This is a genomic window from Streptomyces acidiscabies, assembly GCF_020010905.1.
Taxonomy (GTDB): Bacteria; Actinomycetota; Actinomycetes; order Streptomycetales; family Streptomycetaceae; genus Streptomyces; species Streptomyces acidiscabies.
The window spans coordinates 4,187,951-4,209,767 of record NZ_JAGJBY010000001.1; the positions used below are offsets into that span (position 1 = coordinate 4,187,951).

Below are 21,817 nucleotides of genomic sequence, written 5' to 3' on the forward strand. Positions count from 1 at the left end.
CGGTCGGTGAACGGCGGTGCGGAGAGTTCCGGTTCGGAGCCGGGATACGGGTTCGAATCGGCCCCGCTACGCCGATCGCGCGCATCCTCCGGAGCGGCTCCACCGGGCGGGCCGGGGTGTGCGCTAGGAGTGTGGACGTGCGCCGTAAGTACGACAATCAGATCGGAATGGAGTGGTTGCGGTGATGGTACGCAGACGACCGGTGGCCCTCGCCGCGACCGTCCTCCTCGCGGTGGCCGCCTGCCAGGCCCAGGAGGCGCGCGAGGAGAAACCGCCCACCCCCGGCAGACCCGCCCCCTCGGCCTCAGCCGCCCCCGCCACCGGCTTCACCCTCGTCGCCACCGGCGACGTCCTCCCCCACACCTCCATCATCGAACGCGCCCGCTTCGACGCCGGCGGCCAGGGCTACGACTTCCGCCCCATGCTCGACGGCGTCCGCCCCCTCGTCTCCCGCGCCGACCTCGCCCTGTGCCACATGGAGACGGTCTACGGCGCGAACGGCGACTACACCGGCTACCCCGCGTTCAAATCCCCGCCGGAGATCGCCGAGGCCCTCGCGACGACCGGGTACGACGGCTGCTCCACCGCCTCCAACCACAGCCTCGACGACGGCCCGGCAGGCGTACGGCGCACGCTCGACGCCCTCGACGGCGCGGGCGTACGCCACGCGGGCACCGCCCGCACCCCGCAGGAGGCCACCACCCCGACCCTCCTGCGCGCCGGCCGCGCCACCGTCGCCCACCTCGCCTACACCTACGGCACCAACGGCTACCCCCTTCCGCCGGAGCAGCCCTGGGCCGTCAACGTCATCGACCCGGCGAAGATCCTCGCCGACGCCCGCGCCGCACGGCAGGCCGGCGCCGATGTCGTGGTCGTCTCCCTGCACTGGGGCACGGAGTGGCAGGACGCCCCCGACGAGCAGCAGCTCACGCTGGCCCGCACCCTCACGTCGTCGGGCAACGCCGGACGCCCCGACATCGACCTGATCCTCGGGACGCACGCCCACATCCCGCAGGCGTACGAGAAGGTCAACGGGACGTGGGTCGTCTACGGCATGGGCGACCAGATCGCCGGGGAGATGTTCAACCACCAGGGACAGCAGGACCCGCGCGGCAACCAGTCCACCATCGCCCGCTTCACCTTCACCCCGCCGGAGCACCCGGGCGCCCGGTGGAACGTCAGCAAGGCCGAGTTCGTCCCGCAGATGTTCGACATCGACGCGGGACGCGTCCTCGACCTGAACCAGGCCCTCGCCCAAGGGGCCGACGTACGCGGTGTCCGCGACCGCATCCGCGAGGTCGTCCTCAGCCGGGGCGCGGCGAAGGACGGGCTGGTCATGGCGGACTGACCTTTTCAAGAACGGCTGCGGGACGGCCGTAGAAACGCTTACGGCACGACCGTCACCGGCCACCGCCCCGCCTTCACCAGCCGCACCGCCACCGACCCCACGATCCGGTGCCCCGCCTGCTCCGACGCGCCGACGACCACCGCGTCCGCCTTCAGGTCGTCGGCGGCGGTGACGAGCCCGGCGTAGGGGTCCCCGCGGAACGTGTGGAACTCCCAGCGGACGTCGAATATCCCCTTGAGCCGCTCGGTCTCGCTGCGGATCTGCGCGACGAGATCCTCGGCGATCTGATCCGTGGTCTCCGCGACCGGCACCCCCATCGCGGCCCCCGCCGCCATCACCGGCTGGATGTACACGATCGCCAGCAGCGCCCGCTGCCGCCGCGCGAGCCCCGCGGCGTACGCGGCGGCCCGCATGGACGAGTCGGAGCCGTCCACCCCGACCACGATGACCTTAGGACCGTCGGTCCCCCGCTCGAACCCCTGCGAAGGCTTGCGTTCATGCTGTTCCGTCACGCGCCGAGGCTATCGGAATCCCCGCTTCCCCCTTCTCGACGGGCGCCCGGCCCGCCTACTTCCTACAGTCGAAGCCATGAGCGCAGCCGGAACCGCGACCACCGCCGCCGAGCGGCCGGAGAAGCAGCCGGAGAAGGAGGGCGGGCGTCCCCGCTTCCTCAGCCGTGTGCCCGAGGCGTTCGGCGGGTTCTTCGGGGCCATCGGCGTGCTGTGTGTCGTCCTCGCCTTCGTGCCGCCGCTGCGCCGCCTGCTGCGCCCGGCCGTCGACCTGCTCGACCTGCTGATCATCCCGGTCAGCGCGAACCTCGCCTACGCCGTCTTCCTGTTCCTGCTGGCCGGGGCGACGGCCGCGCGCAAGAAGGTCGCCTGGTGGCTGGTCGTCGTCTACCTGGGCCTGCTCGTGCTCGGCGACAGCCTCGGCGTCGCGTTCGGCGACTACACCGAGTCGCTGCCGTCGCTGGTCGTCTGCGGCCTCGCCCTCGTCGTCCTGCTCTTCGCGCGCCGCGAGTTCTACGCCGCGTCCCGGCACGGCGCCGTCCGCCGGGCCGTCCTCGTGCTGCTGGTCGGCCTCGGGCTCGCGATCCTCGCCGGCTGGGGGCTCGTCGAGCTGTTCCACGGCGACCTCCCGCGCGGGGAGCGGTTCGCGTGGGCCGCCGACCGGGTGCTCGGCGGCCTCGTCTCCGCCCGCAGCTTCGACGGCCGCCCGCCGCGCGCCCTCTTCTTCCTCCTCGGCCTCTTCGGCGCCCTCGCGCTCCTGAACGCCGCCGCCACCCTGTTCCGCAGCCAGCGCATGGAAGCCGCCCTGCACGGCGACGAGGAGGCCCGCATCCGCGCCCTCCTCAAGCGGTACGGCGCCCACGACTCCCTCGGCTACTTCGCCACCCGCCGCGACAAGGCCGTCGTCTTCTCGCCCAGCGGCAAGGCGGCCGTCACCTACCGCGTCGAAGCCGCCGTCTGCCTCGCCAGCGGCGACCCCGTCGGCGACCGCGAGGCCTGGCCGCACGCCATCGCCGCCTGGCAGGACACCGCACGCCGCCACGGCTGGACCCCCGCCGTCATGGGCGCCTCCGAGGACGGCGCCAAAGCCTTCGCCCGCGCCGGTCTCAACGCGCTCCAGCTCGGCGACGAGGCGATCCTCGACATCCCCTCCTTCGACCTCGGCGGACGCGACATGCGCGTCACCCGCCAGGCCGTCAACCGCGTCCGCCGCACCGGCGCGACCTGCCGGGTACGCCGCCACTCCGCTCTCACCCCCGAGGAGATGGAGGAGGTCGTCGACCGCGCCGACGCCTGGCGCGACACCGAGACCGAACGCGGCTTCTCCATGGCCCTCGACCGCCTCGGCGACCCCGCCGACGGCGACTGCCTCCTCGTCGAGACCGTCGCCGACGACGGCCGCCTCCTCGCGCTGCTCTCCTTCGTCCCCTGGGGCCCCGACGGCATCTCCCTCGACCTCATGCGCCGCGACCGGGGCGCCCCCAACGGCGTCATGGAGTTCATGGTCGCGGAAGTCTGCGCCGCCGCGCCGAAGGTGGGCATCCGCCGGATCTCCCTCAACTTCGCCGTGTTCCGCTCGGTGTTCGAGGAGGGCGCCCGCATCGGCGCCGGACCGGTCCTGCGGCTGTGGCGCCGGCTGCTCCTGTTCTTCTCCAAGTGGTGGCAGCTGGAGGCCCTCTACCGCTCCAACGCCAAGTACCGGCCCCTGTGGTACCCCCGCTTCCTCTGCTACGGCGACACCGGCGCCCTGGCCCGCGTCGGCCTCGCCTCCGGGATCGCCGAGGGCTTCGTCGCCGTACCGTCCCTGCGCAGGCACCGCCTGAAGCACGAGGTACGCCCCGCGTCCTCCTCCGGCGACCTGCCGCCCCTGGAAGAGCTGGCAGAGCCCCTGTCACCCCGGGAGAAGGGCCCCTCCGACCAGGTCCGCGTCCGTCAGGAACGGCTCCAGCGGCTGTACGACGACGGCACGGACCCCTACCCGGTGGGTGTCCCCGCGCCCACCCACGCCCTCGCGGACGTCCGTGACGGGGACGAGGTCACCGTCGCCGGGCGGGTCCTGCGCGTCCGCGACTTCGGGGGGATCGTCTTCGTCACCCTGCGGGACTGGTCCGGCGACCACCAGCTCGCGCTGACCGACGCGCACCGTTTCCGCGCCGACGTCGACCTCGGTGACCTCGTGAGCTGTACGGGGTCCGCCGGGCGCAGCGACAAGGGCGAGCCGACCGTCTTCGTCCACGGCTGGCAGCTCACCGGCAAGTGCCTGCGGCCCCTCCCCGACAAGCGGCGCGGCCTCACCGACCCCGAGGCGAAGGTCCGGCTCCGTGCCCTCGACCTCGTCACCAGCCCCGCCGCCCGCGACACGATCCGCGCGCGGGCCGCCGTCGTCCAGGCGCTGCGGGGCGGGCTCCTCGAACGGGGGTACCTCGAAGTCGAGACGCCCATGCTCCAGCAGATCCATGGCGGCGCGAACGCACGTCCGTTCACGACACACATCAACGCGTACGACCTCGACCTGTATCTCCGGATCGCCCCCGAGCTGTATCTCAAACGGCTCTGCGTGGGCGGTCTGGAGAAGGTGTTCGAGATGGGGCGGACCTTCCGTAATGAGGGGGTCTCGCCGAAACACAATCCCGAGTTCACGATGCTGGAGGCGTATCAGGCCTACGCCGACTACGACGTCATGCTCGACCTGACCCGCGAGCTGATCCAGGGTGCCGCTCGGGCCGCCTTCGGTACTCCCGTCGTCCGTAAGGGGGGCGAGGAGTTCGACATTTCCGGGGAGTGGCCCGTCAAGACCGTGTACGGGGCCATTTCCGAGGCGCTCGGGGAAGAGGTGGGGGCGGATATGGAGTTGTCCGTGCTGCGGCGGCTGTGCGATCGGGCCGGGGTGCCGTACGGGGATGGGGACGGGCGGGGGGATGTGGTGCTGGAGATGTACGAGCGGCTGGTCGAGGAGCGGACGCTGTTGCCGACGTTCTACAAGGACTTCCCCACGGACGTCTCCCCGCTGACCCGGCAACACCGTGCGGATCCCCGGCTCGCCGAGCGCTGGGACCTCGTTGCGTTCGGGACGGAACTGGGTACGGCGTATTCCGAATTGACTGATCCGGTGGAGCAGCGGAGACGGTTGACGGAGCAGTCGTTGAAAGCGGCGGGGGGTGATCCTGAGGCGATGGAACTGGATGAAGAGTTCCTGGAGGCACTGGCTTATGCGATGCCACCCACCGGGGGATTGGGTATCGGGGTGGACCGACTGGTCATGTTCGTCACGGGACTGAGTATTCGGGAGACCTTGCCGTTTCCGTTGGTTCGGAGGAGGTGAGGGGCGGTTCCCCTGGCAGTGGACTGCGGGGATTTCTTTTTGTAGATCGTCTCAACTGGCTCGATCACTAGGCTGACGGCCGTGATACCAGCCACGCCACTGTCCGCTCCACGCCGACAAGGGCTATGACTACGACCACCTGCGCCGATGGCTCCGCACCCGACGCGTCGTCCCTCGTATCGCTCGCAAGGGCGTCGAGTCCTCCCAACGGCTGGGCCGCCATCGTTGGACTGCGGAGTGGACGGTGGCGTGGCTGACCGGGTGTCGCCGCCTGCACCGGCGCTACGAACCGACCATTTCCTGGCCTTCGCCGGGATCGCCGCCGCCCTGATCTGCTACCGCAGGATGGTGGCCTGACCGGCGAGGACGGCAGGCTGGCATGATCCGTAACGCATTCGGACGATCCCGCCCTGCCGCTGGCCCGTTGCTCAGCGTCGATCCATACCAACGAGGTATCCCATGACCGATTACCTGGCCGCCACCATGGCGATGCTCGGACCGGTACAGAACCGCTATGCAGACCCGTCGGCATGGGACCGCCTCCACGCCGACCTCGGCATACGGCTGCCGCCCGACTACCAGGTGATCGTCGACGCATACGCCCCGATCCAACTCAACGGCCACCTGTACTTGTCCCACCCCGCGACCGACCGCTGGAACCTGGTCCAGTGGATCCGGGACACCATTCGGGCTTGGTCAGAAGTGCCCTGGGACGAACTCGACCTCGATGCGGACGAGGATCCCCGCCAGCTCTTCGGACTCGAGGAGTTGAGCTTCGGCACTCGTAACGGTCTGTGGCCGATCGCGAGCACCGACCGAGGAGAGACGATCTTCCTTGGTACGGTCGCCGATGCCACCATGCTCGTGGTCAACTATGACGAAACCTGGGCAGAGCACCGCATGGGCTTCACCGAATGGCTCTATCGCTACCTGGTCGGCGAAGACATGACCGGCCCCAACAGCTCAGCTTTCTATCCAGGCCCTGTGAAACTTCAGCATCTCCCCATGTCTGCCAGCGAACGTCCCGAGCCTTGGTACGGCCCAGACCGCGGCATGTGAGGCGCTGGTAGTCACCGGCAGGGGATAGTTCCAAACGAGATGACCTCTCAGAGGTCGTTTTTCTCTTAACTGCGGCACTCCGTGGCGGTTTATCCAGCCGCTTGGTGTGCTGCTGGTGAGTCGGTGGAGACGGCTCTTCTTGGTGGGGCGGATGGTGTGACGGACGGGGTGAGGGCACACGTGCGCCTGTCTCATTCCAGGATGCCTGGTTCTGTTCCGTGCTTCGGCGCGGCAGGACGCACGCCTGGGCGCACGCCTCCGGGCAGCGGTATGCCCGGATCATGACGGAACGCCGCGCGTACCCGAGTGACCTGTCCGACGCCCGCTGGGAGTTGATCGAGCCGGTGCTGTCCGCCTGGCGCTTCGAACGCCGGGGCCGGGCCCTGGACTTCGGCCGACCACCACGGCACGACCTGCGCGAGATCATGAACGCGATCCTGTACGTGGACCGCACCGGCGTGCAGTGGGCCTACCTCCCGCACGACTTCCCGCCGCATCAGAGCGTCTACGGCTACTTCGCCATGTGGCAGAAGGACGGCGTCTTCGCCCACCTCAACGGCCTCCTGCGGGAGCTGGTCCGCCGACAGGAAGGCCACGGAGCCACCCCGTCCGCCGGCGTGATCGACGCGCAGAGCGTCAAGACCTCCACCAGCGTCCCCGCGCGAAGTCAGGGCATCGACGCGGGCAAAAAGATCGCAGGCCGCAAGCGAAGCATCATCACCGATACCCTCGGCCTGCTGCTGGCCGTGCTGGTCACCGCAGCCAGCGTCCAGGACTCCACAGCCGGCCGCGCCCTCCTGGAACAGGCCGCCGCCGACCATCCCGGCCTGCGCAAGGTCTGGGTCGACGGCGGCTACCGCAAACACTTCGTCGAGCACGCGGCCACCCTCGGCATCGACCTCGAAATCGTCCAACGCGCCCCCGGGGCCAGGGGATTCACCCCCATCCCGAAACGCTGGGCGGTGGAGCGGACCTACGGCTGGCTCATGCTCCACCGCCGCCTGACCCGCGACTACGAACCCTCCCCGCCCGCTCCGAGGCCATGATCCATCTCGCCATGACCGACCTCATGGCCCGCCGCCTCACCGGCGAAGCGACCATCTCCTGGCGTGACCCACTAAAGCAGGATCAACACCTCATTCAGGGATGAAACGGAGGGATAAAACGACCTCTTAGGCTGCCAGTGCGTTAGGTGCGACTAAGGACTGTCCCGTAAATGATCTTCGAGCTGTCTCGGGCGTGGTTGGCCGTCGTGCGGGCCGCTCGTCTATCCGGCGAGGGCGAGGTTGTGTATCCGGGCGATGCCGAGCATGGCGTGGTGGACGCCATCGCCTTTGAGGCGGCAGTCGCGGAGGATCTTCCAGGTCTTCATGCGGGCGAAGACGTGCTCGACGCGGGCGCGGACCTGCTTGTGGGACTTGTTGTGTGCTTCCTTCCAGTCCGGAAGGTCTTCGCCCTTGCGCCGGCGGTGGGGCATGACGAGCCCGGTCCCGGGATAGCCGCCGTCGGCGATCGTCATGGTCTTGCCGACAGCGGCTTTGGCGCCGGATTCCTCCCACGCCTTGCAGTCGTTGCGGTTTCCGGCGAGAGGCCGGCCCACCACGACGACCAGGCGGGTGTCGGCGTCGATGACGACCTGATGGTTGGTCGAGTACCGGTAGTTCTTGGACTGCTCCGCGACCGTGTGGTCCCGGGTGGGGACCAGGGTGCCGTCCACGATGAGCACGGTGTCCTTGGCGAACCGCTTGCGGGGCTGGAGCGCGAGCATCGGCCCGAGGTGGTCGATGATGCGGTCGGCTGCCGACTTGGACACCCCGAAGAGCGGGGCGAGCTGGCGCATCGTCAAGTTCGTGCGCCAGTACGCCGCGACCAGCAGAGCCCGGTCCTCCAGCGGGAGGCTCCACGGCCGGCCCTTGCGGACCGCATCCGCACCTTCGCGCCGCAGTACGGTCACCAGCTTGCCGAACAGGCGGGGGCTCAGCCCGGTGAACGGGGCTATCCAGGACGGCTCCGACGCCGTGATCACACCAGACACATCAAGATCATCTCACCCGTGACCAGCAGTTACGGGACAGCCCTTAGTCGAGCTCGTTCGTAAAGGTCCCGAGCGGTGCTATTTTTGAGGTGTGGTCGAATTAGTCGAGACATCTCCTTGACGTGTTTGTCGACCTGTCCGGATTGAATCGCGGGATAGCCGTCCAGCACTTTGCTCCACGTGGCGCAGGCTTCATCCAAGTACCCCATCTCCAGCTGATGTTCGGCCAGCATCCCGCTGAACCGCATTCCGCTGCGAGTGGATTCGTTCGCTGGCTCCCGCAAGCGGAAGTGAAGCTGAAGATGGTCAACGCTTCCAGCTACATCCCCCATCGCATACCTGACCTGTGCAGTGTGATATGTCAATGTGGCAGGACTGTATCCGCCGAAGGTTTGATGCCTGCTTTCTGCTTTGCTCATGGCGGCTTCGGTTTCCCGGATGCTTTGGAGCGCGTTGTACCGGTCTCCTGCGACGGCATAGGAATGAGCCTGTTGCCCTGCCATGAAAGCTTTCATCCTTGGCCCGGCCGTGGGGGAGGCTTCACTTGCCGCGTTGGCCCAAGTCACCGCTGTCGAACCGTGGCCCAAGTCGACAGACTGGACGGACATTCCCCGGAGAATGTGGCAGTAAGTCAAGTGGTCGTCGCTGGCGCCGGCGAGTTCCAGGCCCTTCACGTAGTACTGCTGGGCGCTTCCATGCAACCCCTCATCGACTGCCATCCAACCGGTGAGGTAGCACAAGAAGGATGCAGAGGACATCATTTCTCTGCGTACTTCAGTCGGTGCGTCTGCTTTCAAATATGGAGCGACAATATTGACCAGGAAGGCGGCAGCCATGGGCCGCGCGTAACGGCCTCCAAATTCATCATCGAGTTCCGAAAGGCGACCCGTCATGGCGGTTACGGAATCTACTTCAGGCATGCCAATGCGTTGTATTTTTCCGGACCGAATTGCCTCCATGCGACCTACGACGTCCCTCCAATTAGGGACAGCGAGTGCGACGGAAAACAGGCCTGCTCCTATAACGCTACGGCGGGATGGGTCCATGTCTGCTGTTCCTAGATCAACCAGCCCATCCACGGTGCTTGGATGGATATTTGATTGGCCTGAAGGAGATGGGAAACTTGCCTCGCTGTGTGTGATCGGGCGGCGAAGCTTCCGTGTCAGAGCTTCCAGAATCAGGGGACGGGTGACTTCTCTCGGCAGGTGACCCTTGAGCCACTGGTGTACGGACGGTTCCCGATACTTCATGGGTGTTCGCCGTTCGGTCCCGATGCGGTTGACCTCTTGGGCGAACTGACGCAACGTCCAGCCGGTTTCGCGGTAGAGCCGTTCCAGCCTCGTGTTCGGTTCCGGTGTCTTCACCTGCGCTCAACTCCTCCCGCCGGCCGGGCACTTAAAGCTCTTAAAAACGCCTGCTGTCACAACGGTACCGCTCTGCGTAGCAAGTCGGTTGCCTAGAGCGAGAACTGACCACCCGTCGTAGGGAACGGGGGACCCCCGCGACGTTCGAGCGTCCGGGGGCGTGGTCACCAACCGGTAGGAGGTTGACGACAGTGCCCAACGGTACAAGCGAAAAGCCCGAACAGCAGTACCCCTCCGAGCCGTTCATCATGCCCAAGATCATCGGTAACTGTGCCGACTGCAAGACGTACGTGGGCGAGTGGATCAAGCGCATGGCCAAGACCACGAAGAACGGCGAGCTGAACAAGGACTGCGACCCGTCGGCGGCGAGCGACGCGGCCGTGTTGTGGAAGCGGCACGTGACTGAGGTGCACAGCGAGGTAGCCCCGTGAAGTGGCCCAACGCCCGGGTGAGCGCCCTTGGTGAGCCTCAGCTCGTCCGGCTCCTGGACGGCACGGAAGAGGCCGCAGAGGCGCCGCTGACGGACTGGCGCACGGCATACGGCGGCGTCCTCAACGTTCAAACCGGTGAGATCGAACTCCCGGTACCGCCCTACCCCGTCTGCCCCTTCGAGGACTGCCCCGACTGTGAGAGCGCACGATGATGATCACCACCAAGCACCTCGGCCAGGAAGTGACGGACGGAAGGCGCAAGGGAGTTCTCCAATCCGTCTGGATGGGGCGGGCATGGGTGCGGCCGGACGGCGGGGGTGTCGAGTGGGACGTGCAGCCGTCCGCGCTGGTCGCTGTAGAAGAGGCGGAGCAATCCGCATGAGGGCCGTGTGCACCGTCGTGGTTGTTCTCGCTGTGGCCGTATGGATTTGGGTTGCAGCGTCGACTCTGGCCCGCTTCGCCGCCTGAACCACCCTCGATCGGCCCCGCCCGCTGTGTCCGTTCCCCCGATGACCGGCGGGCGGGGTCTTTGTTCAATAGAAAGGATCATGCGGTGACGGTGCCGATGTGTGGGGCGATTACCTTCGTTCCTCTGCCGGAACTCCGGGAAGTTCTGGAAGCCCACGGCGAGACTCTGTCAGACAAAGACCGAGACACGCACTGTGCTCCTGTGTGCTGCGAACTCGCCACAGGCCATGAGCTTGACGGGACGCATTGCGTGCAGGTGAAGGAGTGGGACGACGCGTCGGGCAACTTGTGGTGGCGCTGGCTGACGAACGGTGCCGGGCGGTTTGAATCCGCGCTCGCATGCGAAGCGGCATCGCAGGACGCCGACCCCCAAGCGTGCTACCTGATCATCACCCATCCCGCCAAGCACTCGTGGGAGATCCGCAACCCCGAGTAGGAACTCCAATCGCAGCCAAGTCGAAAGGAGAACACAGGTGAACACCGCCCAAAGCCCGCTCAATTTCGCATGGTTAGAGGTGACAGGACTCTGCAACGAGTTCTGCGGCCATTGTTACGCGGACTCTTCACCCAAGGGAACGCACGGCACCATGTCGGTCCGCGACTGGGTGCGAGTCATCTCGGAACTCGCCGAAATGGGTGCGCGAGACGTCCAGTTCATCGGTGGGGAACCAACGCTGTACCCCTACCTGCCCGCGCTGATCCGGCACGCGCACACGTCCGGCCTGTCCATCGAGATTTTCTCGAACATGACCCACATTCGCCCTGAACTGTGGGACGTGATCAGCGAATGCGGCGTGAAACTCGCCACCTCCTACTACTCCGACAGCGCCGAGAAGCACGACGCCGTGACCAACCTCCGCGGCTCCCACAAGCGCACGCGGGCCAACATCGAAAAGGCCCTCACTCTCGGTGTCCCGATCCGGGGTGGAGTCGTCGCCGTACGGTCCGGGCAACGCGCGTTCGAAGCGGCACAGGATCTGTTGAGCCTCGGCGTCGGACACGTCGGCGGAGACCGTATCCGTGCTTTCGGCCGAGGAAGCGATGGAGCGGAACCGACCATCGCTGATCTCTGCGGGCACTGCGCCGACGAGAAGTGCGCGATCGGCCCGGACGGCAACGTGTGGCCTTGCGTTCTCGGACGGTTCCTGAACATCGGGAACGTGCGGGAAACCCCGCTGGCCGAGGTCTGGAGCGGAGTCCGTATGGGCGAGGTGCTGGCCGATATCCGCGCCGTTCTGGGGGACGGGGCTCAGTCTTGTACGCCCCCTCAATTCCTGCCCATGTGCGAACCCTGCGGCCCCTGCGTTCCGTCCGTGGGGCACTGTGACCCCCGCGAGTCGGACAGCCCCGCTAGCATCGACGCGCCGGTTTAATCCGTCGCGATGATCAGGAGTGCGAAGAATGGATGATCACGGGGACGACTTCGGGCCGTGGGGTTGGGAAAGCGCAAGCACCGCCGTACGGCGGACCGAAGAGGAATGGGCCACGATCGCCCGCTACATCAGGCAAGCGGCGAACAAGGTCGGCCCGAGTCTTCCGGTGTGTCTCCCCGGGGAACCGAAGGAATGCGGCCGTACCGCTCAGCAACACGTACTGGCATGGTCGGCGCACCTCAAGGCCGTGGCGCATCACCTGATCGAGCAGTACACACCGAGTGAGGCACGAGGCGCCCATGCCGCCGGACCTCTCTACCAACGACGGCTGGCCGCGCTGAGAGAAGAGGACGCCTCGGCGCACGCCTCGCACTGAGCACCAGACCGCCCCGCCCGTGAGTTGATCCCCATGGCCCACGGACGGGGCTTTCGCGTTCGGTCGGACCACCAGGCGACCGGCGTTGGACATTCACCGGATACGTGTACGTACGTCCAGACATTCGGTCGACTCCCCGTTAAACCCTTCGGGGGTGAAGTTCGCCCGTTCGGGGCAATCTGTGCCGATCAGGGGCGTACGCCGGGGCGTGAGGGCTGATGATCTGCGTCGTGCATGGACCCGAACCGACCCGAACCGCCCTCACCGTACGGGTGTTGGGCGTGATGACCGCTGCGTGGATTCTGGTGGGCGCGCCGGCCGGGGTCGCGTCCGCCGACGCCTGCGCGTACGCGTCCGTGGGGCCGGGCGGCCTGGAGGTCGTGGCCGTGGCGGGGCACTCGCCGTGGCCCGGCTGGCTCACTCCGCCGCCCTGCCGCCCGAAGCCCCCGCCGCCGCCCTGCCCGGAGCCGACGCCCACCCCGACCCCGACGCCCACCCCCACTCCGACGCCGACCCCCACACCCACCCCGAAACCGACGCCGACCCCCAAGCCGACGCCCACGCCCAAACCCACGCCGAAGCCGACGCCGAAACCTTCCCCCGAGCCACCCCCGAAACCGGCGCCCGCACCCCGGCCCGCCCCACCCCGGGCAGCCCCGATCCCGAGGCCCGCACCACCACCCCCCACTCCCACACCGACCCCCACACCCACCCCGTCCCCGAAACCGACGCCCGCCCCCGGCCCCACGGCGAGCGCGGCCCCTGTGACGTATCCGGCGTACCACCAGACGACGACCCGCAAGCGCCCCGCCCACGGCACCACGTCCCCGGTCACGTACGTCCTCCTGATCACGGCCCCCGCGGTGATCGCCGTCGCCGCGCTGCGCCCGCGCTGACGGTCACTTCACGCCGCACGCGTCACCCCGCCCGCCCCACCTGCCCGCCACCAAGGAGGCCCCCTTGCCCGAATGGCTTGTTCTCACCCTCGCGATGGTCGCCGCCGTCGCCGTGGTCATCGTCGTCGCGTTCCTGCGCCAGCGCACCGCCCCGGAGGACGAGGACCCCTCGGAGACGCCCGACGTCATCGAGTACATGACGATGTGGATCGGCGTGGTGTACGCCATCGTGCTGGGCCTGGCCATCGCGGGCGTGTGGGAGGCGAGGAGCGCCGCCCAGGACCACGTCCAGGCGGAGGCACAGTCGCTGCACGAGATCTCGGAGCGGGTGCGGGTGTACCCGCCGGACGTCCGGGACAAGATCCGCGCGGACGTGAACGCGTACGTCAAGCACATCGTCGACGTCGAGTGGAAGACGATGAAGGACGAGGGCGAGATCAGCGGCAAGGGTGACGAACTCCTCGGCAAGCTGCGCGCGGACGTGACGGACTACCAGCCGACGACGGACTTCCAGGCGCAGCAGTACCAGCCGCTGCTGGACCAGATCGCGGCGGCCGACCAGTCGCGCACGGCCCGCGCCGACTCGATCGACCCGACGATGCCGGGCGTGGTGTGGGGCGGTCTGCTGGGCGGCGGGATCGTCACGATCGGCATGGTCTTCGCGCTCCAGATCCGCCGCACCCCGAGGGAGCTGGTCCTGGCGGGCCTGTTCTCCGCGCTGATCGCCTTCCTGCTGTTCCTGATCTGGGACTTCGACGCTCCCTACAGCCGGGGCATCACGGCGTCGGTGGAACCCTTCCTGCACTTCTTCCCGGACGCCAAGGGCTGACGTGCAGGGCTGACGATGTCTCACCCGACACGCCGCCGGGGTCCCCTGACCGGCCCACACAGATGCCCCATTCGCACGACACCGATCGCGCGTACGCACACCTGTTCCTAGCGTTTCGGTCATCGAGGTGCATTCCAGGCGCGAGCGGAAGAGGTCCGCGAGCTGCTCCTCGGGGACCGGAGGATTGACCATGCGCGCGATACGCGTCGCCTCGGCCGCACTGCTGGGCGCGGGTGCCCTGGCCTTCACCGCACCGACAGCGGCGGCGGGTGACAACAACGCGTTCGGCTTCAGCGTGATGCCGTCGACGATCGCGGCGGGCGGCCAGGTCACGCTCTCGGTGGACCGGGGCAACGGCAACTGCGGCGGGACGGTGATCGTGTCGTCCGGCGTCTTCGACACGGTCCGCATCCCACCGGACCGCTCGCAGTCCTCGGCGACCGTCGACTGGGACGCCCGTCCCGGCGCCGCCTACCGGGTGACGTTCACCTGCAACGGCGGCGACAGCGGCACCGCCCAGCTCACGATCGCGGGCGGCCGGACGCCCACGCAGCAGCCGTACCCGCTCTATCCCCCGAACCGGGGTGTGCACGCCGGTGAGGGCGGCACGGTCGGCGGCTTCGACCTCAAGGAGCTGGGGCTCGGCACGCTGCTCATCGTCGGGTCGGTCGGCGCGGCGTACCACTTCTCCCGTCGCCGCACGGGCGAGGACGGCGGCTGAGCACGCTCCAGGCGCCACGCTTTCGGCCCGGTCCCTCCTGAGAGGGCCGGGCCGAAAGCGTGTTTCCGATGAGGGTTCTCAGATACGGCGCTCCGCGCGCCGCCGCATCCAGAACACCCCGCCGCCGACGACCGCCGCCGCGACGAGCCCGCCGCCGATCGCCATGTCGGTCGGTGTGGCCCCGGTGGTGGAGCTGCCCCCGAGCCCGCCCCGGACCCCGCCGAGGACGGTGAAGACGCCGGGGAAGGTGCGGGTGCGGCCCTCACAGGTGGTCGTGACGGTGTACGCCCCCGCGCTGGCGAAGGAGTTGACGCGGACGGTGGCGCTGGCCGTGTTGCCGCCCATCGACGTCAGGGTGGTGGTCGGGAAGGCGCTGGAGCTGACGGTGCTGCCCGGCGTGGTGCAGGCGTTGTTCCCGCCGCCGTTGACGGTGAGCACGAGCTGCCCCCCGCGGGCGATCACGCTGGGCGCCGAGATGACCGACGTGGGGTCGGTCCAGGCCGATGCCGTCGGGGCGGCGAGGCCCAGGACGGCGCACGCGGCGGCCGAAGCCGCCAGGGCACGAGTGGTACGCATGGTTCCTCCGCGGAAGGCGCCCCGGGGCACGTCCCCGGTCTGTCGGCGAGAGAACGCCTCCCGGACCGACCCTCAGATGCCGTGCGGGCGCCCGCATTTCGGGAATGGTCCGTCCTGGTGAGCCGACACGCCGTTCGACCTCCGCACAATCGCCCATAGCCGCAGGTCACGGACCGTCAGAAATTTCCTGCGGCCGTCGACTCGGATGGCGCACTGCCCGTCCGGCGGCCACCCGTTCGCCGCGCTCTTGTCGCCGGTCGGCGGGGACCGTCCTAGCGTTTCCGGCAGGCGCTAGGGCCCTTCTGATGGATATCCGCGGGAGAAGGAGCGGCGTTCGGTGCGTGCTCTCGGCGTGCCGCGTGGAAGTCTTCGTAGCGGAGCTACGGGGGCTTTCGCGCGGTGCGGCGAGAGTGCGTGCCGGGCGTCGCGACGCCGCGGAGATCCATCAGAAGGGCCCTTAAGGGACGCGGCGACGGCTGTGTCGGAAGGGGCTGGCGAATGTCGGGTTACGAGCTGTCCGAGGCCGAGGAAGAGGAGCGGCCGAAGAAGCGCGCGCCGTGGGGCGTGATAGCGCTGGTCCTGCTGACCGGCCTCGCGCTCATCCGCAACGGTTCGGGCGAGTTCGACGCCGGTCCGCCGCAGCCGGCTGCCGCAGCCGCCGCGGACGGCCGCACGGGCGGGCTGACCGGGAGCGTCTTCGACAAGACGCCTGGTCCGCTGGCGTACTCGGTGCCGGAGCGGGTCAGTGTCCCGGCGATCCGTGTCAACGCGCCGGTGATGCCGGTCGGGCTCGACGCGGCGGGGTGGGTCGACGCGCCGCCACCGGAGGACCCGAACCTCGCGGGGTGGTTCACCGGCGGGGTCTCGCCCGGGGAGAAGGGCACGGCCGTGGTCGTCGGCCACGTCGACAACAAGCTCGGTCCCGCCGTCTTCTACGGGCTCGGCGCCCTCAAGAAGGGCAACAAGGTCGAGGTGTCCCGCAAGGACGGGAAGACCGCGGTGTTCGAGATCTACGGCATCGAGGTCTTCGAGAAGAAGAACTTCCCCGGCGACCGGGTGTACGCCTCCAAGGGCACCCCCGAACTCCGGGTCATCACCTGCGGCGGCGGCTTCTCCAAGGCCCACGGGTACGCCGGGAACGTCGTCGTCTTCGCCCGCCTGACCGAGGTCCGCTGAGCGGCCCCGGCCGGGCGGGCGGGCGCCCCCTCAGGCGGGGCGCCTGCGGGGGACGGTGATGTGGTAGCCGGAGTCCAGCAGGCGGGGCAGGTACCGCCTGAGGGCCCGCACACTCTGCGTCCGGTCACCCCCGGCGTCGTGCGACAGCACGACCACACCCGGCGCCGCGCCTCCCGCGACCCGGCTGACGATGGTCCCCGTCCCCGGCGTCGTCCAGTCCAGCGTGTCCACGGTCCACGCGAGGGGCTCCATCCCGAGGTCGGCGCCGATCTGGAACGCGGCCCGGTTCCATGCGCCGTACGGTGCCCGGAACCAGCGCGGCTTCTCCCCGTACGCGTCCTCGATCACCTCGGACGTCCGCTCCATCTCGGACCGGATCCGGCTCCTCCTGAGCTTCGTCAGCAGCGGATGCGACCAGGTGTGGTTCCCGACGACATGCCCCTCGTCGGCCATCCGCGCCAGCAACTCCTGGTTGTCGACGGCCATTTCCCCGCACACGAAGAACATCGCGTGCACGCCGTACTCGCCGAGGGTGTCGAGGATGGCGGGCGTGTACCGGGGATCGGGCCCGTCGTCGAAGGTGAGCACCATGGTGTTCCCACGCCCGGAGACTTCGAGGATGGGCTTACGCCGCACGGAGAGCCGGGCGCCAGAGGCGGGGGGACCGAACCCGGTAATGGGCTGAAGGCGGTAGGCGGAGGGCTTGAGGGGAACGCGCTGGGCGGGAGCCCCGGCGGCGCGAACGGGAACGGCTTCCTCTTCCCCGCTCACCCCCAAAGCAACGGCCCCGGCACCCCCGAGGGTGGCAACGCCCGCACCCCACAGAACCCGACGCCGAGTAAACACCTGATCTTTCTTCATGAAGCATCAGTCACCCCCGGACACCTGGACTCACCCCCACAACACCGAAACGGCGGCCCATTTCCACTCCGCCAGCCCAAACGCCCCAGGGGCGCGGGCGCGACCAGCCACAGCGAACCGCACCCGGCCTGAACAGCACCACCCACCCCCTTCCCCGACCCCCCAAACACAGCCGGCCAAAAGATTTTTCTGACGCCGTTGAACACAACGACCGCCCCCATGCGTAACCAATCCCGAGCGGCGGCGCAGCAGGGCGCTGCAACACGCTTGTGAAGATCGGGGAGTTGACAATGAACACCTCCTGGCGGAGCGCCTCTCTCGTGGCGAGCGCTGTGGCCGTGCTGGCGCTGACGACGGCGTGCGGTCAGGAAAGCGGTGGCTCGACGGGCAGCCAGAACGTGGGCGCCACGGCGCCGGCGGGCACCGGCGGCCTGGGCAGCGTCGGCAGTGGCGGCTACGGCGGTGTCGGCACCGGAGTGGGCGCGGGCGCCAGCCCCAGCGCCGGCGGTTCGGACACCGGCACGCAGACGAACGGCGCCGGTCAGCTGGAGGTCGCCACCAACGCCGACCTCGGCAAGATCGTCACCGACAGCACCGGCCGTACCCTCTACCGCTTCGACTCGGACACCGCCGAGCCCCCGAAGTCGAACTGCAACGACGCCTGTGCGACGGCGTGGCCCCCGGTCGCCCCGGACGACGTCTCGGCCGGCGACGGCATCGACAAGTCGCTGCTCGGTGAGGTCACCCGCGCGGACGGCAAGAAGCAGCTCACGATCGACGGCTGGCCGGCGTACTACTACCAGAAGGACGCCAACCCGGGCGACACCAAGGGCCAGAACGTCGGCAACAAGTGGTTCGCGCTGGCCCCCGACGGCAAGAAGGCCAAGGCGGGCGGCGGCAGTGAGGGCGGCGGCAGCGCCCAGGTCTCCGACGAAGCGGGCCTGTCGACGCGCAACGACCCGAACCTCGGCGAGATCGTCGTCGACAAGAACGGCATGACGGTCTACCGCTTCCTCAAGGACAAGGCGTGGCCCAAGCCCGTCTCGAACTGCAAGGGCGCGTGCCTGGAGAAGTGGCCGGTCGTCGCGCCGGTCGACTTCAAGGACACCAAGAACATCCCCGAGAAGGGGTACATGAAGTTCACGCGCCCCGACAACAACGAGGAGCAGCAGACCCTCAACTGCTCGCCCATCTACACCTTCATCAACGACAAGAAGCCCGGTGACATCAACGGGCAGGGCGTCGGCGGCACCTGGTTCGCGGTGCGCCCCGACGGCAAGCTGGTCGGCGCTCCCAACAAGTAGCCGAGCCGTTCCCGCCGGTCCGCCCCCTCCACGCCGTACGGAGGGGGCGGGCCTGTTGCTGTTTCACGCACCCGGCAGGCGCTCCGGGAGTCGACAGAACCTACCGGAAACCCACACGTCCTGACCGGGAACGGACGGTCAATTTCCGTTTCCGCTCGTTCTTTTGGCGGGCGATCAGTAGCCTCAGCTCGAACACTGGAACGTCGGAAGCCTTGGAGTACTGATGCAGCGTCCCGCCTGGGCCCCGAGGAGCATCGACATCTCGATGCCCAGCGTGGCGCGCATCAACGACTACTTCCTGGGCGGTTCGCACAACTTCGAGGCGGACCGGGAGGCGGCCCGCAGGGCGATGGAGTTCGTGCCGGGGCTGCCGAAGATCATGCAGGCCACCCGGGCGTTCATGCGCCGCGCGGTCCACTACGCGGCGGCCGAGGGGATCACCCAGTTCCTCGACATCGGCTCGGGCCTGCCGACCTCCGGCAACGTCCACGACGTGGCCCGCAGGGCGGTTCCCGAGGCCCGCGTCGTGCACGTCGACCACGACGCCGTGGCCGTCGAGCACACCCGGACCGCACTCGCGAGCGACCCCCACGCCGACGCCGTCGCCGCCGATCTCCGCGACCCGGAGACCATCCTGAGCAGCCCTCAGGTACGGCAGCTGCTGGACCTCGGGCGGCCGGTGGCCGTCCTGCTGATTGCGATACTGCACTTCGTGGACGACGAGGACGACCCGTACGGGGCGGTGGCCCGGCTGCGCGACGCGCTCGCGCCCGGCAGCCTGCTCGTCCTCACCCATGCCTCGTTCGAGGGAATCCCGCTCCCGCCGGAACGAGCCGGGGGTGCGGTCGACGTGTACAAGGACATCCGCAACCCGCTGATCATGCGCCCACAAAGCGAGATCGCGCGGTTCTTCGAGGGGTACGACATGGTGGAACCTGGACTGGTGCCGATGCCGCTGTGGCGGCCGGAGACGGCCCCGGAGGACGAGGATCCCTATGCGTTCTGCGGTTTCGCCGGCGTGGGGACCACGGCGTGACGGCCGTGCAGGACGGACCGGAGGACCGACTGCGCCGGTTCGCGACGATCTGGAGCAGAGCCGTCTACCCGGCCACCTCCACCCCCCTCGCCCGCACCGAGTTCGAGGAACTCCTCCGCCCGCTCGCACGACGCCTGCGTACGGCGCTCCTCGCCCGCTCCTTCGACGCCGCCGAACCCAAGGCGGTCGGCGCGGCCCTGGTCGCCGCGCACTGCACCGACCCCGAGGCGCTCGCGCAGGCCCTGGAGTGCGTGGACGCCTACCTGGTGCTCTACTGCGGCGACGACTCGCCCCCGGAGAAGCTCCGCAACCGCTCCTCCCGCCTCCAGCACGCCATCGCCGCCGGGTACGCGCACGCCCTGCGCGAGCGCACCCTCGCCGAGCAGGAGGCCATCGCGCAGGCCGCGCTCCAGGCCCAGGGCGTCGTCGCGCAGGCCCTGCACGCCAGCGAGGCCCGCTTCCGGGCGGTCTTCGAGGGCGCCGCCATAGGCATCTGGATCGCCGACCTCGACGGCCAGGTTCTGGAGGTCAACGACGCCCTCACCCGCATGTTCGGCGGCTCCGAGCAGGCCGTACGCAGCCGTAACGTCAAGGAGTGGACGCACGCCGAGGACGCGCCCCAGGTGTGGAAGCTGCACGAGGAGCTGGTGCGCGGCGACCGGGAGCACTACCACACCGAGAAGGCGTTCTACCGGCCCGACGGAACGGTCCTGTGGACCAACCTGACCGTCTCCCTGCTGCGCGACGCCGACGGCGCGCCCCGCTATCAGCTCGCCCTCATGGAGGACACCACCGAGCGCCGCCTCCTCAACCTGCGGCTGCGCTACGAGGCCACCCACGACGCGCTCACCGGGCTGCCCAACCGGACGCTGTTCTTCGAACGCCTGGAGAAGATCGTCGCCGCCGGGGACGGGCGCCGCTACGGGCTGTGCTACCTCGACCTCGACGGCTTCAAGACCATCAACGACAGCCTCGGGCACGCCGCCGGCGACCGGCTCCTCGTCGAGATCGCCGACCGCCTCCAGTCCTGCGCGACCGCGCCCGGCGAGATGGTCGCGCGGCTCGGCGGCGACGAGTTCGTGGCGCTCACCACCGGGCCCGACTCCCCGCACGAGGTCGACGAACTCGCCTCCCGCATCATGAACGCGCTCGTCGCACCCGTCCGCATCGAGGGACGTGAACTCACCGTGCGCGGCTCCATCGGCATCGTCGAGGGGCAGGCGGGGGAGCGCAGCGCCGCCGAAGTGCTGCGCAGCGCCGACATCACGATGTACCGGGCCAAGTCGGCGGGCGGCAACCGCTTCGAACTCGCCGACGCGGAGGCCGACGCCCGCGCCATCACCCGGCACAGTCTCACGACCGCGCTGCCCGCCGCCCTGGAGCGCGACGAGTTCTTCATGGAGTACCAGCCGATCGTCCGCCTGGAGGACGGCAGCGTGCGCGGCGCCGAGGCCCTCGTCCGCTGGCACCACCCCCAGCACGGGGTCCTGGGCCCCGACCGCTTCATCCCTCTCGCCGAACACACCGGCCTCATCGTCCCGTTGGGCCGCTGGGTCCTCGAACAGTCGGTACGTCAGGTACGGGCCTGGCGGGACCGCTGCTCCGAGACCTGGTCCCTCCGCATCAACGTCAACCTCTCCCCGGTCCAGCTCAGCCACCCGGGCCTGGTCCAGGACACGGTGGACATCCTGGAACGCGAGGGCGTCGGCCCCGAGGCGCTCTGCCTGGAGGTGACGGAGTCGGCGCTGATCGGCGCGGACGACGACCTCCTGAAGCCGTTGCGTCAACTGGCGGAAATGGGCGTGGACATCGCCCTGGACGACTTCGGCACCGGCTACTCCAACCTCGCCAACCTCCGCCGCCTCCCGGTCAACGTCCTCAAACTGGACCGCTCGTTCACGCAGGGGATGCAGCAATTCCCGGCGGACCCGGTCGACTTGAAGCTCGTCGAGGGCATCGTCACGATGGCCCACAGCCTGGACCTCGCGGTGACGGTCGAGGGGGTCGAGACGGGGGCGCAGGCGGATCAACTCCGGCTCCTGGGCTGCGATACGGCCCAGGGCTGGTACTACGCGAGGCCGGGGCCGCCGGAGAAGCTGAACGAGCTGGTGCTGGCGGACGCGACGAGGTGAG

General features: G+C 68.8%; 21 protein-coding genes and 2 pseudogenes. 18 read left to right on the top strand and 5 right to left on the bottom strand.

All coding sequences use genetic code 11. The features are described from left to right. Positions 1 to 184: 184 nt before the first annotated feature. Positions 185 to 1,348: a CapA family protein gene (locus tag J8M50_RS19350; RefSeq protein ID WP_263303534.1), complete on the top strand. Its 1,164-nt coding sequence runs from the start codon at positions 185 to 187 to the stop codon at positions 1,346 to 1,348. Between the two features lie 38 nt (positions 1,349 to 1,386). Here the strand turns inward: J8M50_RS19350 and J8M50_RS19355 are convergent, their stop codons facing one another. Next, positions 1,387 to 1,860: a universal stress protein gene (locus J8M50_RS19355; RefSeq protein ID WP_010357198.1), complete on the bottom strand. Its 474-nt coding sequence runs from the start codon at positions 1,858 to 1,860 to the stop codon at positions 1,387 to 1,389. Between the two features lie 76 nt (positions 1,861 to 1,936). Here J8M50_RS19355 and lysX point away from each other — a divergent pair, with 76 nt between their 5' ends. The 4 genes and pseudogenes from lysX (at position 1,937) to J8M50_RS19375 (ending at position 7,388) form a co-directional block, all read left to right on the top strand. Further along, positions 1,937 to 5,179, top strand: coding sequence for a bifunctional lysylphosphatidylglycerol synthetase/lysine--tRNA ligase LysX (gene lysX, locus J8M50_RS19360; protein ID WP_010357197.1), 3,243 nt, complete (start codon positions 1,937 to 1,939; stop codon positions 5,177 to 5,179). A gap of 88 nt (positions 5,180 to 5,267) precedes the next feature. Beyond that, positions 5,268 to 5,536 (top strand): annotated as a pseudogene (locus J8M50_RS19365) (IS5/IS1182 family transposase); the annotation flags it as partial. A gap of 102 nt (positions 5,537 to 5,638) precedes the next feature. After that, positions 5,639 to 6,238, top strand: coding sequence for a hypothetical protein (locus tag J8M50_RS19370; RefSeq protein ID WP_010357196.1), 600 nt, complete (start codon positions 5,639 to 5,641; stop codon positions 6,236 to 6,238). Positions 6,239 to 6,519: 281 nt separating this feature from the next. Beyond that, positions 6,520 to 7,388: pseudogene (locus tag J8M50_RS19375) on the top strand (IS5 family transposase). 117 nt (positions 7,389 to 7,505) lie between these two features. Here J8M50_RS19375 and J8M50_RS19380 read toward each other — a convergent pair. Together J8M50_RS19380 and J8M50_RS19385 are read right to left on the bottom strand one after the other, a co-directional pair. Further along, positions 7,506 to 8,273 (bottom strand): IS5/IS1182 family transposase, encoded by a 768-nt coding sequence (locus J8M50_RS19380; protein ID WP_029183378.1) that lies wholly within the window; start codon positions 8,271 to 8,273, stop codon positions 7,506 to 7,508. A 29-nt stretch (positions 8,274 to 8,302) separates the two neighbouring features. After that, positions 8,303 to 9,637, bottom strand: a complete 1,335-nt coding sequence (locus J8M50_RS19385) for an NsdA family TPR-like regulatory protein (protein WP_075693553.1) — start codon at positions 9,635 to 9,637, stop codon at positions 8,303 to 8,305. A 191-nt stretch (positions 9,638 to 9,828) separates the two neighbouring features. On the opposite strand from J8M50_RS19385, the gene J8M50_RS19390 reads away from it, so the two are divergent. The 9 genes from J8M50_RS19390 (at position 9,829) to J8M50_RS19430 (ending at position 14,731) form a co-directional block, all read left to right on the top strand. Then, entirely contained in the window at positions 9,829 to 10,068 is a 240-nt protein-coding gene (locus J8M50_RS19390) for a hypothetical protein (RefSeq protein WP_010359397.1), read from the top strand. Beyond that, the gene (locus J8M50_RS19395) at positions 10,065 to 10,280 is read left to right on the top strand and encodes a hypothetical protein (protein ID WP_010359395.1); all 216 of its coding nucleotides are present in this window, start codon (positions 10,065 to 10,067) and stop codon (positions 10,278 to 10,280) included. The genes J8M50_RS19390 and J8M50_RS19395 overlap by 4 nt, the downstream gene beginning before the upstream one ends. Continuing rightward, positions 10,277 to 10,450: a hypothetical protein gene (locus J8M50_RS19400; protein WP_158002833.1), complete on the top strand. Its 174-nt coding sequence runs from the start codon at positions 10,277 to 10,279 to the stop codon at positions 10,448 to 10,450. Before J8M50_RS19395 ends, J8M50_RS19400 begins: the two co-directional genes overlap by 4 nt. 171 nt (positions 10,451 to 10,621) lie before the next feature. Further along, a complete protein-coding gene (locus J8M50_RS19405) occupies positions 10,622 to 10,972 on the top strand; it encodes a hypothetical protein (RefSeq protein WP_141655654.1) in 351 nt (116 codons plus the stop codon). A 37-nt stretch (positions 10,973 to 11,009) separates the two neighbouring features. Further along, complete coding sequence (locus J8M50_RS49705) at positions 11,010 to 11,909, top strand: radical SAM/SPASM domain-containing protein (protein ID WP_075660798.1); 900 nt, start codon at positions 11,010 to 11,012, stop codon at positions 11,907 to 11,909. A 28-nt stretch (positions 11,910 to 11,937) separates the two neighbouring features. Then, entirely contained in the window at positions 11,938 to 12,285 is a 348-nt protein-coding gene (locus J8M50_RS19415; protein WP_010359391.1) for a hypothetical protein, read from the top strand. A 230-nt stretch (positions 12,286 to 12,515) separates the two neighbouring features. Continuing rightward, positions 12,516 to 13,181 (top strand): hypothetical protein, encoded by a 666-nt coding sequence (locus J8M50_RS19420; protein WP_193383838.1) that lies wholly within the window; start codon positions 12,516 to 12,518, stop codon positions 13,179 to 13,181. A gap of 64 nt (positions 13,182 to 13,245) precedes the next feature. Continuing rightward, the gene (locus J8M50_RS19425; protein WP_010359387.1) at positions 13,246 to 14,010 is read left to right on the top strand and encodes a bestrophin-like domain; all 765 of its coding nucleotides are present in this window, start codon (positions 13,246 to 13,248) and stop codon (positions 14,008 to 14,010) included. Between the two features lie 190 nt (positions 14,011 to 14,200). After that, complete coding sequence (locus tag J8M50_RS19430) at positions 14,201 to 14,731, top strand: hypothetical protein (protein WP_010359386.1); 531 nt, start codon at positions 14,201 to 14,203, stop codon at positions 14,729 to 14,731. 78 nt (positions 14,732 to 14,809) lie between these two features. Here J8M50_RS19430 and J8M50_RS19435 read toward each other — a convergent pair whose 3' ends face one another. After that, the gene (locus J8M50_RS19435; RefSeq protein ID WP_010359385.1) at positions 14,810 to 15,307 is read right to left on the bottom strand and encodes a hypothetical protein; all 498 of its coding nucleotides are present in this window, start codon (positions 15,305 to 15,307) and stop codon (positions 14,810 to 14,812) included. Positions 15,308 to 15,805: 498 nt separating this feature from the next. Between J8M50_RS19435 and J8M50_RS19440 the strand changes: the two genes are divergently transcribed. Next, a complete protein-coding gene (locus tag J8M50_RS19440) occupies positions 15,806 to 16,483 on the top strand; it encodes a class F sortase (protein WP_010359384.1) in 678 nt (225 codons plus the stop codon). 30 nt (positions 16,484 to 16,513) lie between these two features. Here the strand turns inward: J8M50_RS19440 and J8M50_RS19445 are convergent, their stop codons facing one another. Further along, positions 16,514 to 17,344: a polysaccharide deacetylase family protein gene (locus tag J8M50_RS19445; RefSeq protein WP_029184543.1), complete on the bottom strand. Its 831-nt coding sequence runs from the start codon at positions 17,342 to 17,344 to the stop codon at positions 16,514 to 16,516. 290 nt (positions 17,345 to 17,634) lie between these two features. On the opposite strand from J8M50_RS19445, the gene J8M50_RS19450 reads away from it, so the two are divergent. The 3 genes from J8M50_RS19450 (at position 17,635) to J8M50_RS19460 (ending at position 21,816) form a co-directional block, all read left to right on the top strand. Then, the gene (locus J8M50_RS19450; protein WP_010359382.1) at positions 17,635 to 18,648 is read left to right on the top strand and encodes an SCO0930 family lipoprotein; all 1,014 of its coding nucleotides are present in this window, start codon (positions 17,635 to 17,637) and stop codon (positions 18,646 to 18,648) included. A 223-nt stretch (positions 18,649 to 18,871) separates the two neighbouring features. Continuing rightward, a complete protein-coding gene (locus tag J8M50_RS19455) occupies positions 18,872 to 19,684 on the top strand; it encodes an SAM-dependent methyltransferase (protein WP_010359381.1) in 813 nt (270 codons plus the stop codon). Further along, positions 19,681 to 21,816 carry a putative bifunctional diguanylate cyclase/phosphodiesterase gene (locus J8M50_RS19460; protein WP_010359379.1) on the top strand — a complete coding sequence of 712 codons (2,136 nt, stop codon included), beginning with the start codon at positions 19,681 to 19,683 and terminating at the stop codon, positions 21,814 to 21,816. Before J8M50_RS19455 ends, J8M50_RS19460 begins: the two co-directional genes overlap by 4 nt. Position 21,817: the final 1 nt, after the last annotated feature.